This is a genomic window from Fulverythrobacter ferritrahens (assembly GCF_020539485.1).
Lineage (GTDB): Bacteria > Pseudomonadota > Alphaproteobacteria > Sphingomonadales > Sphingomonadaceae > Andeanibacterium > Andeanibacterium ferritrahens.
Map to the genome: position 1 here is coordinate 171,492 of NZ_JACDXU010000001.1, position 12,329 is coordinate 183,820.

General features: G+C 57.6%; 10 protein-coding genes and 1 tRNA gene. 8 read left to right on the top strand and 3 right to left on the bottom strand.

All coding sequences use genetic code 11. From position 1 onward, the window contains the following. The first annotated feature begins 85 nt into the window (after nucleotides 1-85). From H0274_RS00765 to H0274_RS00795, 7 genes are all read left to right on the top strand, one after another. Complete coding sequence (locus tag H0274_RS00765) at nucleotides 86-274, top strand: hypothetical protein (protein WP_226792199.1); 189 nt, start codon at nucleotides 86-88, stop codon at nucleotides 272-274. Continuing rightward, nucleotides 271-654, top strand: coding sequence for a DUF3768 domain-containing protein (locus tag H0274_RS00770; protein ID WP_226792201.1), 384 nt, complete (start codon nucleotides 271-273; stop codon nucleotides 652-654). Before H0274_RS00765 ends, H0274_RS00770 begins: the two co-directional genes overlap by 4 nt. 115 nt (nucleotides 655-769) lie before the next feature. Further along, nucleotides 770-2,023 carry a DNA (cytosine-5-)-methyltransferase gene (dcm, locus tag H0274_RS00775; RefSeq protein WP_226792203.1) on the top strand — a complete coding sequence of 418 codons (1,254 nt, stop codon included), beginning with the start codon at nucleotides 770-772 and terminating at the stop codon, nucleotides 2,021-2,023. After that, entirely contained in the window at nucleotides 2,016-2,495 is a 480-nt protein-coding gene (locus H0274_RS00780) for a very short patch repair endonuclease (RefSeq protein WP_226792205.1), read from the top strand. Before dcm ends, H0274_RS00780 begins: the two co-directional genes overlap by 8 nt. Continuing rightward, entirely contained in the window at nucleotides 2,488-3,840 is a 1,353-nt protein-coding gene (locus H0274_RS00785; protein WP_226792207.1) for a type II restriction endonuclease, read from the top strand. Before H0274_RS00780 ends, H0274_RS00785 begins: the two co-directional genes overlap by 8 nt. Nucleotides 3,841-4,018: 178 nt before the next feature. Beyond that, nucleotides 4,019-4,243, top strand: a complete 225-nt coding sequence (locus tag H0274_RS00790) for a hypothetical protein (RefSeq protein WP_226792209.1) — start codon at nucleotides 4,019-4,021, stop codon at nucleotides 4,241-4,243. A 165-nt stretch (nucleotides 4,244-4,408) separates the two neighbouring features. Next, the gene (locus H0274_RS00795) at nucleotides 4,409-8,821 is read left to right on the top strand and encodes an AAA family ATPase (RefSeq protein ID WP_226792211.1); all 4,413 of its coding nucleotides are present in this window, start codon (nucleotides 4,409-4,411) and stop codon (nucleotides 8,819-8,821) included. Nucleotides 8,822-8,840: 19 nt separating this feature from the next. Here H0274_RS00795 and H0274_RS00800 read toward each other — a convergent pair whose 3' ends face one another. The 3 genes from H0274_RS00800 to H0274_RS00810 form a co-directional block, all read right to left on the bottom strand. Beyond that, complete coding sequence (locus H0274_RS00800) at nucleotides 8,841-10,055, bottom strand: tyrosine-type recombinase/integrase (RefSeq protein WP_226792213.1); 1,215 nt, start codon at nucleotides 10,053-10,055, stop codon at nucleotides 8,841-8,843. 178 nt (nucleotides 10,056-10,233) lie between these two features. After that, nucleotides 10,234-10,320, bottom strand: a tRNA-Leu gene (locus H0274_RS00805). 482 nt (nucleotides 10,321-10,802) lie between these two features. Beyond that, nucleotides 10,803-11,387 carry a MarR family winged helix-turn-helix transcriptional regulator gene (locus tag H0274_RS00810; protein WP_226792215.1) on the bottom strand — a complete coding sequence of 195 codons (585 nt, stop codon included), beginning with the start codon at nucleotides 11,385-11,387 and terminating at the stop codon, nucleotides 10,803-10,805. Nucleotides 11,388-11,481: 94 nt separating this feature from the next. Here H0274_RS00810 and H0274_RS00815 point away from each other — a divergent pair, with 94 nt between their 5' ends. Then, entirely contained in the window at nucleotides 11,482-11,952 is a 471-nt protein-coding gene (locus tag H0274_RS00815; protein ID WP_226792217.1) for an Lrp/AsnC family transcriptional regulator, read from the top strand. The last annotated feature ends 377 nt before the right edge of the window (nucleotides 11,953-12,329 follow it).

Here is a 12,329-nt window from a genome sequence, read left to right on the forward strand (position 1 = left end):
CGGTTTTCCCTCCCCCTCCCATCCTCGCCGGAAGGCAGGCCGCATGCCGCGTGTCGGATGCGGCTTTGCCGGAAGGAGTAGGCAGATGGACGATCAAATCTTGAACTACCGGTCTTGCGGGGCCGAGTGCCGCGAGGACTGGTTGCGGATGCTGGCCAACGAGAACGGCTTGCCGTTCGGGACGGTTCGGCGTCTGGCCGAGGAGCTGGGCGAGAGAGAAGATTTCGGCGAGCTGGTCGATGTATGTGAGCGTGGCGGGAGGGCGGTGCAATGACTGCTGGCACTCTTTCCCGCAGCGAGCGGATTGCCCGGCTCAATGACCGGGCGCGGCAGGCGATGGGCCTGGCCTGTGTTGCCGTTGCAACCGAGGGCTTCCGGGCCTTGTCTGATGAAGATCAGTCGCGGGTGCGCGAACTGGTAGAGACTTTCGATGCATTCACACCGGACAACGACCCGTATGGCGAGCGCGATTTTGGCGCGATTTATCGGGACATCGAAGGTCGCTGGACGACCATGCGACCGGCGCGGTCTGCCGAAACCGTATTCTGGAAGATCGATGCCTACGATCGTAAATTGCAGTTTGCCAGCGAGGACCCGGCCAATCCTGCGGTTACACGGCGGGTGCTAACCATCATGCTGGCCAGCGAGTACTGACCGGAAGTGTCCTGTGGAAATTTGTTCCGCGGGACTCTTGCGGATGTTCTCCAAATGTTTCATCACTGGGTCTGGATTGGACATCTTGTCCTTTCCAGACCCAGTGGAGATGCCTGTGCTTGATCGCCGCACCGAGTTTACCAGACTGAGGGAATGCGCCGGATTGTCGATCGAGGAGGCAGCACAGCTGCTCCACGTGACCGAACGAACGATCAGACGCTACGAGACTCCTGGATCACGCGGAACAGATCCATCACCGCTGGCGATGGATTTCGTTCGCCGTATGGCACAAGCCGCTGCGCGTGCGAACTTTGTGGACCGCGAAAGGCCAGCATTCCGCTTCATCGATCTATTCGCCGGGATCGGGGGTTTGCGGAAGCCGTTCGAGGAGATTGGCGGAAAGTGTGTATTCACCGCCGAGTGGGACCGCTGGTCTCGCAAGACCTATGCCGCCAACTATCCTGACAACCCTTTCGATCACGAGTTCGCTGGCGACATCCGGCCCTATGCCGACGAGCCCTGGAAGGTTCCCGAGCATGACGTCTTGTTGGCCGGTTTTCCTTGCCAGCCATTCTCGATTGCCGGGGTCTCGAAGAAGAACGCGCTCGGTCGACCTCACGGTTTCCTGTGCGACACGCAGGGGACGCTTTTCTACGACCTCGCCAAGATCATCGCCCATCATCAGCCCAAGGCATTTCTGCTTGAGAACGTGAAAAATCTCGAGCGGCATGACCGGGGCCGGACTTTCGCCACCATCATGCATGTTCTCACACAGGAGCTCGGCTACAAGGTCCAGTACCGGGTAATCAGTTCCGCGCCTTGGGTTCCGCAGAAGCGCGAGCGCGTGTTTATCGTCGGATTCCGGGAAGAGACTGATTTCAGCTTCGATGACCTGGCATTGCCCGAGAGCCGGGAGCCCGTGCTGGGCGACATTCTGGAAGAAGATGTAGACGCCAAGTATACGCTGAGCGCGCATCTGTGGGGCTACTTGCAGGGGTACAAGGAGAAACACGCGAAGAAGGGCAATGGCTTCGGCTATTCGGTCTTCGGTCCCGGCGATGTTTCGCGTACGCTCTCGGCGCGCTATCACAAGGACGGGTCCGAATGCCTGGTTCTGCAACCTGGCAACCGGCCCCGCAGGCTGACCCCGCGCGAGTGCGCGCGCCTCATGGGTTTCGACGAACCGCAAGGCAGCGACTTCATTATCCCCGTTTCTGACACCCAAGCCTATCGCCAGTTCGGTAATGCCGTAGTGGTGCCGGTCGTCCGCGCGGTGGCCAGGATCATGGCGCCCCATATTGTGGGCGAGCCTGCTGCTAAGGACGCTATCAGCGAACTAGTTCGCGAACCGGTCTACGCCCATGGCTGATGTGGTCTCACCGGCTGTCCGCAGCCGGATGATGGCCGGAATCAGGGGCAAGGATACAAAGCCGGAAATCATCGTCCGGCGCGGATTGCATGCACTCGGCTTTCGCTATCGCCTTCACGACCGCAAGCTGCCTGGAAAGCCGGACCTTGTCTTCCCGGCGAGACGGGCAGTTATCTTCGTAAACGGCTGTTTCTGGCATGGCCACGACTGCCAACTCTTCAAGTGGCCTTCGACACGCGAGGACTTCTGGCAGGCCAAGATCACCCGAAACCGCGAGAATGATCGCAAGCATTCTGCGGCATTGAACGAGGCTGGCTGGCGTCAGGCGACTGTCTGGGAATGCAGCCTCAAGGGCAAGACGCGTTTAGCCGATGGGCAACCCGTGAGACTGCTCGCGGACTGGCTTCGATCGGACCAGGCGTCTATCGAGATCCAAGGACAGAACACGTCCGGACGGAGCGCAGATGCCTGAACAGTTTGATCTTTTCGCAGAGGATGAAAGTAGCGTTCTTGCAGAGCTGCTGCGCACGTCGCGCAAGCTTTTCGTCAAGAAGTTATCCAACAACGACCGCGACTGGGCGCGGCTGACCAACAAGCACCAGGGCGGTGTCTACGTGCCGCCAGCTCAGCGCGACAGCGGGTTCTTTCCGCCACTTGTCGCCAAAGAACGGGACCACCCGGAGGCCGATGAAATAAGGGAAGCGTGGTTCCAGACCGATTGGCCGCAGTACGGCATCGAAAGGAAGACCCGTCTGGTGCATTACACTAGCAAGGGCACCGAAACCCACATGACGCGGGTGCCCAAAGAGGCATTCGCCGAATTGTCTCCTGCCTCCTGGCTCGTCATGTCGACGGCAGAAAAGCGCGGCGAGCCGCGCTACATTTGCCTGACGATCGATTCCGCCTCTGACGACGCGACCGTCCTTCTCGACACACTGGGTATCGATGCCGCCTTCACGGTGGGAATCCTCGATCCGGCAGCTGCGATCGCGCGCGAACGTGACGAGATACTGGACTTCGCAGAAGAAGTGGCGCTGGCCTGGCTCGTAGGCGAGATCGCAGGTTTTGCAAACAATCGGGCAACAATGCCCGCGACTGCCGACCTCGCCCAGCTAGCGCGGGCGAACTTTCTTGATCGCTACAAGCTCCTTTCGCTCAATCCATTCGAGCTGGAGTTTCCTGGCGACGCAGTCCGGGAGATCAGCCGCAAGATCGAGTGGGACCTCTTCCGCGAATTCCAGCGCCGGGAGCGCGGCGTCGAACTGGTTCGTATTGTGCTCGGCGATGATCCGATCAAGATCGACATGAAGGGTGTCGTGCGGCGTCTGGTCGATGCAACCGGCGCGGTCGACCGCCTGATGCTTTCGGCCAGCCAGCAGCGCAAGTCACGCGCCGGATACTCGTTCGAGCACCACATCGAGGCCATGCTTGAAGCGGGCAACATTCCCTTCGCCAAGCAGGTCGTAATGGACGCGAAGAAGCGACCTGATTTTGTGCTTCCATCGCTTGCCCATCTCAAGAAGCCTTACGAAGGTGCGCAGCGCGGGCTTATCCTGAGCGCGAAGACCACGCTTCGCGAGCGCTGGAAACAAGTCCAGCGTGAAATGGGCGGCAGCGACCTGTTTCTCGCAACGGTCGATGAATCTATCGCGGCGAATGCGATCGAAGACATGGCATCGATGGGCATCAACCTTGTCGTGCCGGAAACCCTCAAGAAGTCGAAGGACACCGAGTATGTTCGCCATGACAACGTGCTCGACTTCGCCACGTTTTTCCGCGGGGAACTGCAGGTGAAGCGCTTGCCTGCCTGGGCCTGATAACTCTTCGTTGCCTTGGACTCGTATTGAGCACCCTCACTGGCCGCACGCGGTCAGTCTTCAATGCCCGGCCCGTGCCGGTTCGCTCCGCTCACCCGTGTTGGACATGAATCCTGGCCTGAGCCGTGCGGCCCTTCTGTTTGGTGCAACGAGCCACCAGACACGAAAGGACATCATCATGGCACGCAGCACTACCGCACCCGCGCAGGAGACCAATCCGCCGGACTTCCTCGCCTGGCATGTCGCCAACAAGAGCGACAAGGGCTTCTGGACCCGCATCGGAGCCGCGTGGTTCCATCGCGACCGCAAGGGACTATCGCTTCAACTGGAAGTCGTGCCGATCAATGGCCGGATCGTCCTGCGCACGCCGCTGGACGATGAGAAGAAGGAGCCGGGCGCTTAGCGCCCGGCCTTCGGGCAATTACAAAGGTCAGAGCATCGTTCCACTGACTTTCTCTCAGATTTGCTTTGAGCAAGAACGGAAACTGGCGGTGCATAAATCCTGTCGGCGTCGACTATTTCTGCAGGCTCTCTCCCGTTTGAACAATCCGTTGACTATGTTTCAGAAATGCTGACCGAAATGATTCTTGGCGCCCTTGGCGAAGCAATCGTGACCCATATCGGTTCCAAGGGCTTCGCGTGGCTGAAGTCCCGCGACGCTAAAGAGGAACTGGCTTCGATCGCCGCGAACGCAATCGAAGCTGCAATATCCGAGGCTCCCTCACTTGCTGAAGATCTTAGATCAGAGAGTTTTGTCAAGCAGGTGATCGTGCCAACGCTTCAAGCTCTCGTGTCTGACCCTTCCCAATTGCCAGACCCGGAGCGATTGGCCGATCAGTACGTCAAGATGTTTGTTGAACGCTTTGCAAGGAATGATGGCGTCGATGCCGCGCTCTCCAGAATTTTTCAGACCGAGCCGACGGACCTGAATCCTGCATTTGTCAATTTTTTTAGAGAGCTCCGTTCAAGGTTATATCAGTCCAAACACTGGCGTGAATTGGGGCACTTAGTAACGACCGAGGCCACATTCAAAAACACGGAAACTATCATTTCGGTTTTGGAGGGGATGGCTCAGCGCCACGAGGCTGATGCGATCGACCTTGATCGCGCCCGCCAGGATGCAAGGTCGGGGTCAGATGAACTTCGCAATTGGCCTAGAGCGATTTCAGGCCATGAACTTACAAGGCCAGAGCTGGAGCGTCTGAAGACTCACATACTCGCTGAGGCGAGTGCAGCTACCTTGCTGATCGGTGAAGCTGGCTCCGGCAAATCTGCCCTCTTGGCCAAACTTACCGAAGAACTGGAAAACCGAGGCTCAACAGTCTTTGGCATCAAAGCCGACACCCTGCCTGCGGATGTAGCAACTTTTGATGACATTGCGCGGGCATTGGGCATGACAGGTTCACTTCTGCCTGAGCTATCTGCGTTGGCGCGCAACGCGCCGGTCGTCTTGATCATCGATCAATTGGACGCCGTAAGTGACGTGATGGATCGGACTAGCCAGCGAATGAAGGTTCTGCTCCGGCTCGTTAGACAGGCCCAAGAACAACGATTGCCAGTTCATGTTGTGGTCTCATCACGGCCTTTTGAAGCTGCGCATGATGCTCGTTTCCAACAGCTACGTGCCGAAGAGTTTCATCTTGCCTTGCCCGCCGTAGAAGCAGTGCAAGCCTTCCTGACGGATCTGGGAATTGACTGGAGCGATGTCCCCCAACCGTTGTGGCAAACACTCCGAAGGCCGTTCGCTCTGAAGCTATTCGTCGAGGTGATCCAGCGGGGTGCTTCCCCGTCTTCGGTTGATAGCGGAAGCTTGCTCGACCGATGGCTTGCGACCGCACAACTCGGCACCGATCCACAACGGCAAGATGTGCTGCAGCTGATGGATCGATTGGCTGGAGAGATGTTAGAAACAGAAACTCTCTGGCGACCGATGGATGCCTACGAGGCGGCGCACAAGGATGCTTTGGTACGTGCAGAAGCTTGTGGACTTGTCGTTCGCAGCGGAGCCAAGATCGGTTTCTGTCATCAATCCTGGCTCGACGATTTTCAAGCGAAAAGCTTCAAAACAGGCAAAGACCTGGCCGAATACACTTGGCGCAATCAAGACAGTCTCTTCGTTCGCGCAACGGTTTTGAGATCATTGGAGCGGCTTCGACAGATTGATCCAGAGGCTTATCATCGAGCCGTTTCGGCACTTCTTTGGAGCACTACAACCCGGCGACATGTGAAGCATCTTGTTGTCGATGTTGTTTCGACATCGGCCAATCCTAGCGACCAGGAGGGCGCTTGGGTTGAGACACTGATTCGCGACGATCCTATCCTCGCAAACCGTGCATTTGGAAAAATCACCGAGCGCTGGTCAAGCTGGCGTGCAATGCTTCGAAAATGCCTTTCGACGCTAATGAAAAACGAAGAATTCCAATGGAGAGCAACACAGGGGCTAGCCGCAGAAGCAAAGGAGGACCCAGATTATGTCGTCGATCTGATACGTCGGCATTGGAGTCAGCCTGACCAGGACGGGCTGGTTTTCCGGGTGGCCGAACAGTCCGGCGTATTAACTCCGGCAGTTGAGCAACTGATTAGCGAAATCCTGAGCCGAACTGCGATCGATCCATACGCCGTATCGCATTTTGTCACCACGCTCCGAGCGGAGCAACGGTATGCGGAAGCATGTCGACTAGTGGGCCTTTGGTTCGATACCCAAGAGATCGATAATCACAAAGATCCGACACTTCATGCTGTCGAGAAACTTGCCCAAGAGGCCCCATTGGAATTCGCGGAAGCGCTCCTGCCGCGATTTCTTGCTATCGCAAAACGAGAAGTTGCGCCGTACTACGAAGGTTACAAGCGATTTCCCAAAGCAAAGCAGCTACCTTGGGATTGGGATTTCGACAGAGATCGGGATAGCGTGCTGAAGGCTTTTCGTGACGCAATGAAGGCCGTCGCGGCAGCTAGACCCCACGATGCGTTGCGCCTCATCCGGGAACTGGAAGCAATCGAAATTGATCAGGTGCAGGATGTCGTCGCGCAAACTTTCATCGCGGGCAGCGCAGCGTTAGCCGGAGATGCATTCGCATTTCTGATGGCCGACGAGCGCCGTCTCCAAATAGGCGATGCACACGTCAATCTTGAACCCGGATTATCCTCCACTGAAAGCGGGCTCTCGTCTCAGGAGTTGGTGGAGGCAATCGCGCCACAGCTCAGTGAGGAAGTGGTAGGTCGATTGCGTGATCGCATCGAAAGTTGGTCGTTGTACGGTCCCGAATTCGGAAAGGACGACGAGCCGAGGACGCGCCTTCAACGGCTGAAATGGGCTGACCAACATCGAATGGAACTGCTCGAACGTCTCCCTGATCGTTTCTTGAGCGCTCGAAGACGCCGTCAGATCAATGAATGGCGGGCAGCACAACGTCACCCCATTCCCCGACGAAGAGCCGGCGTGTCGATGGCGACATTCGTCGGATCGCCCATGTCTCACGAAAAGATGGCGAGAGCCCGCGACGAAGATATCTTCGCGATTCTTGATGAGATCAACGATGAGGCTCCTGAGCGTTCGCGCCGCCGCCGCATTTCGATGGATGGCGGAGTAACGGAGTTATCGCGTGCATTCGGGGCGTTCGCAAAGGAAAATCCCGAGAGGGCAGTTGCCCTATGTGAAGAGAAATTCGCTCCCGGTCGCCACGAGCATGCTGCGGCGCAGATGGTCGAAGAACTGTCCAAGTTGGAGGGCTTTTCAGCTGAGCGCTTGTTGGCGCTTATTCACGAACTCTCGGAGCGAGGCTTTGCGTCGCGCACCTGGAAGACATTCTCTTCGTGGGCACTTGCAAGGCTTGCGGGAAAGCTGTCCGGACTTCCGGATGAGACGATCGAGTTGCTGGAAAGTTGGCTCGAAAACGACCCGACAGAAATCGCGGAGAAAATTGACCGGCGGCTCGCAATGGATGCCGAGAATGAACGTAGAAACGCTCGTGAAAAGACTGTTCCGGATCCCATTGTCTTTGCGAGCCATCGGCTTGGTGGCATGCGGATCGTTCCGCAGGACAACTATTCTATTCTCGACGCGATTTTTCACGGTCTGATTGGTCGAGATGATCGCGCCTTCGATCAATGGTTGACCATCCTTGAGCGCCATGCTGCGCGAGCGGAAGACCCACATATATGGTCGTTTCTTCTCCTAAGCGAAGGCAGGTGGCTTTATTGGGCTGACCGAGAGCGTGTGAGGCAACTTCTTGCCGACCTTTGGAAAATGGACGAGCGAGTATTTCTCAGCGTCGATCTGGGAGGGACGCTTTGGTCAAGCCGGGCGATGATTCCGGAGGAATTGATGACCACAGTGATCAAGGCTTGGTCCGCCAGCGGCGGTGAAGATTGGCGACAGGCGGCAGCCGAACTAGCCGAGGCATATCGGCTGACCGAGCCTACATCTACGGTATCGCTGGCGCTGACTGACGTGCTGCTTGATGAGCCTTCTCCAGAATTGACCGGTCGGCTATTCACGGCAGCTTCTGCCTGGCAGGACAGTGACACTGATCTACGGAAAACTGCTCACACCTTGCTCATGACCTTCGTTTCCAAAGCGCAAGGCGACCAAGCTCATGCGATTTCATCGGCGGTCGATAGAACCGACACACTTCAACCTGACGAGATGACGAAGGAATTGATCCTGCAGATTGCCGAGAATGCGGCAGTGCTCGGCGCTTCACTTACAGGAAGATTTGCCGATGGTTTGCAATCCCTGCTGCTCTATCCGGGTTTCGACGATCCTGTCATGCAGGTAACAGAGCGTGTCGCTGAATTGATAATCGACAAGAAGGGCGGCAAAAGCCGAGGCTTCATTGACAAGGACTTCGTTCAGGTCGCGATAGCTCTTCAACGCAATGATGGGCCTCTTCGGTCGAGGGCGATGGACGTTTACGAGAAGCTATTGGATGCTGGCGCATATGGAGCTGAGGAAGCAGCCAAGGATGTAATTGGGCGCTAACTCAGCAAGAGCCCATTGCCTACCTCTTGGGCTCAGACTTAGACTTACGCTGCCGAAGTGCATCAAGATGATCGCTCCACCATTGAGCCATCTTGACGCGTTCATCCCAGTAGTTACCCCTATTGTAGACACCGCGGATGGCATTGCTGTCGCCATGAGCCAGTGCCCGCTCAATCGCATCGGGATGCCACAGACCGCTTTCGTTGAGCATGGTCGAGGCCGTTGAACGAAGGCCATGCGCCGTCACTTCGTCCTTGGTGAACCCCATACGCCGGAATGCCGCGTTGATAGTATTCTCGCTCATGGGGCGCTGGCTTGTGTGAAATGCAGGGAAAATGTAGCCCTTGCCGCCGGTGATCGATCTCAGCTCTCGAAACAGATCCAGCACCTGGCGAGATAGCGGCACCACATGGGTCCGGCGTGCCTTCATCTTGCCTTCCGGAATTGTCCAGGTGGCCTTGTCCCAGTCGATCTCGTTCCACTCGCCGTGGCGAAGCTCACCGGGTCGGACAAAGACATGTGGCGCGATCTTCAGCGCGAACTTCGTCGCCGGGTAGCATTCGAAATCATCGATAGCGCGGAGCAGCCCGCCCAACTGCTCAGGCTCAAGGATTGCTGCGTAGTGCCGTGCTTTTGGCGTGACCAGCGCGCCCTGAAGGATCGATGTCGGATCGGTTTGGCACTGGCCAAGAGCGGCTCCATACCGGAACACCCGGCTTGCGAAGGATCGGCATTTCTTCGCAGTTTCAAGATTGCCTTTGGCTTCGAGTTTCTTGAGCGCGGCCAGCATCAACTGCGGATCGACATCATTGATTGGCATATTGCCGATTGCGGGCTTGAGCAGGTCAAGGAACCAGCGCGCCTTGCGCAGCGTGGCCTCCGCCCGACCTTCCGGTACCATCTTCTCGTCGATGTACTTATTGGCGATGACCTCGAAGGTGTTCTCTGCGCCGAGCTTGATTCTGGCCTTCTTGCGCTTCCGCTCAAGCATCGGATCGATGCCATCGGAAACCTTGAGCCGCGCCCGGTCGCGAAGCTGACGCGCTTGCGACAAGCTGACCTCTGGGAACGCGCCGATGGGCAGCTTCTTTTCCTTCCCGCCGAAGCGGTACTTGAAATACCAGAGCTTGGAACCGTTCGGCTTCACCAGAAGCAGCAGCCCCCGCGAGTCGTATTTCTTGTACGACTTATCGGCAGCCCGGAAGCCTTTGATTTCCTGCACATTGAGGCTCATTTGGGGGCCTCGCTTTCGTGCAAGTTGGGGCCTTTTGAGCTGGAGCCCCCAGCCGAGGCCCCCACAGACGTTGGAACAAAGCGGAACAAAACAAGACCTCGCTTTTCTGCGCTTGAGGTCAAGAATGGCAGAATTCCGCCATTTCTGCAATGTTTTGGAACGTTCTGATGAGAACAAATGGTGCCCAGAAGAGGACTCGAACCTCCACGCCCTTGCGAGCGCCGCCACCTGAAGACGGTGCGTCTACCAATTCCGCCATCTGGGCACGGGCTGCTTCGGAAAACCTCCGGAACAGCAGGTAGGAGCGGGCCGATAGCGGTGGGGGCGGCAACCTGTCAACAGCGGATACGACGTTAGGGTGGGGAATTTTTCCACTATGGCGCGAATGGCGCCTCCGAGGCCACTTTTTCAAGGGACTTCAAAGGAATTGAAGCTCCGTCCGATGTGCTGAATTATCTCCCGGGTGCCGGGGCGGACTGCCGCACTGGGAATGTATAGGCCAGATATGGGCCCGTGCTGGGGGATTCGCTGTGTGGTGCGCCTTGTGGGGGGATCTGGCCGAGCCTTTCCCCAAGCTATGTGCAGCCGCTGCGTGGGAGAGGTTGCTTTGCGCAGGCATGGCGGGCTTTTCAGGCGCAAGGCGCGGCTGTGCGGGTGGTGGGGCTGTCGTTCACCTTCTGCGGAAGAAGGCGGATATAGACTTCAGGGCGGTCGATCCGGCGGGGAGTGCCCGCCGGATATTCCAGTTCAGGCCGCTACGGACTGCGGCTTGCCGTCGGCCTGATCCTGGCCATAGGCAGTAGGAGCGGCAGCGTCGGCTTCTTCCGCACCGGCGCGATCCACATCCTCCAGAGCGGCTTCGAGCCGGGCGAGCATGCGGCGGAACTGTTCCGTCTCGGCAGGGCTGAATTGCGCCAGCACCAGCCGTTCCATTTCTTCGATTTCAGAAGAAATCGCGAAATAGATCGTGCGGCCCTTCTCGGACAATTCGAGCAAATGGGAGCGACCATCAAGGCGATTGGGCCGTACTTCCACCAGATCGCCTTCCTTGAGGCGGGCGGCGGCGCGGTTCACGGCAACCTTGTCCAGCTTGGCGAGGTCCACCAGATCTCGCTGGGAGCCGAGGCCCAGCTCGAACAGGCCGGAAAGCACCAGCCAGTCGCGCAGGTCGAGACCGTGCTGGCTCAGAACCTCCCGGCTCGCAATGCTCCGCATCCTTGCGGATACCGCGCAGATACGATGCAGGAACGGATCCTGCGGAACAGGCCGGAGATGGGCTGCATTGGCAATGCCTGAAACCGTGTCGGCCAGGCGAAGATTCTTCTTGTCCATATGCATCTTATGCCATTTCCCTGCTGTGAGATCGTCTCATAATTGACTAGATTGCGATGAGATGTGAGAAATCGATCCGAAATCAGGGTAAATTATGAAACAGATTATCGATCTTGATCGGGTGGACCGGAAGATACTCGCGCTCATCCAGCGGGACGCCACGCTCAGCCATGCCGAGATCGGAGAGCGGGTCGGGGCATCCAGCGCCTCGTGCTGGCGGCGGATCAAGGCGATGGAAGCGGCGGGCTATCTCGTGGCCTGCGTGCGTCTGGTGGACCCGGCTATGGTCGGGCGCGGGGTGACGGTGATCTGCAACGTCCGGGCCAAGGATTTCTCCCCCGCTGCCTCGCAGGCCTTCGAGGAATTCGTGCGGGACAACCCTGAAGTGGTGGAATGCTATTCCATGTCAGGTGATTGGGATTTCCTGCTGAAGATCGTGGCTTCCGACGTGGCGGATTATAACAGCTTCCTGATGGACAAGCTGCTGCGCCATCCCACCGTGGCCGGCGCGTCCTCCCACTTCGCGTTGGAAACGCTGAAATACACCACCGAACTGCCGGTCTGATCCGGCCTGTCATGCGAGACCCGCGTGCCGAATATAATCGCAGTACCTAGGTGAATTCCGTAATCAACATTACGTAAAGCGTCATTGAGCTGATATTTTATTTTCCAGACTTATGGATGCCATCGAACCACGGGGATGTTCATTATCCCGGCGGATACAGGATGGGCATGGCATGCAGATGAACGGCGGTCCGCTCTGGAACCGATGAGTGGGGCAGCCATCCGCGGTTGATATCCGGTTTTCTGAGCGCCGGACCGGCGGACAAGGCCCGGCTCATATTGTCCAGCCACAGATCCCATCCGTAACGAGCGTTCGGGGGGCAGGTCGGCATCCATTCAATTGCAGCAAGAATTCCTGGGGGTTTCAGCTCCCCGAAG

Excerpts from the sequence above, each read along its gene's own strand:
- H0274_RS00765 (WP_226792199.1), top strand. The coding sequence starts at position 86 with ATGGACGATCAAATCTTGAACTACCGGTCTTGCGGGGCCGAGTGCCGC.
- H0274_RS00770 (WP_226792201.1), top strand. The coding sequence starts at position 271 with ATGACTGCTGGCACTCTTTCCCGCAGCGAGCGGATTGCCCGGCTCAAT.
- H0274_RS00780 (WP_226792205.1), top strand. The coding sequence starts at position 2,016 with ATGGCTGATGTGGTCTCACCGGCTGTCCGCAGCCGGATGATGGCCGGA.
- H0274_RS00785 (WP_226792207.1), top strand. The coding sequence starts at position 2,488 with ATGCCTGAACAGTTTGATCTTTTCGCAGAGGATGAAAGTAGCGTTCTT.
- H0274_RS00790 (WP_226792209.1), top strand. The coding sequence starts at position 4,019 with ATGGCACGCAGCACTACCGCACCCGCGCAGGAGACCAATCCGCCGGAC.
- H0274_RS00795 (WP_226792211.1), top strand. The coding sequence starts at position 4,409 with ATGCTGACCGAAATGATTCTTGGCGCCCTTGGCGAAGCAATCGTGACC.
- H0274_RS00800 (WP_226792213.1), bottom strand. The coding sequence starts at position 10,055 with ATGAGCCTCAATGTGCAGGAAATCAAAGGCTTCCGGGCTGCCGATAAG.
- H0274_RS00810 (WP_226792215.1), bottom strand. The coding sequence starts at position 11,387 with ATGGACAAGAAGAATCTTCGCCTGGCCGACACGGTTTCAGGCATTGCC.
- H0274_RS00815 (WP_226792217.1), top strand. The coding sequence starts at position 11,482 with ATGAAACAGATTATCGATCTTGATCGGGTGGACCGGAAGATACTCGCG.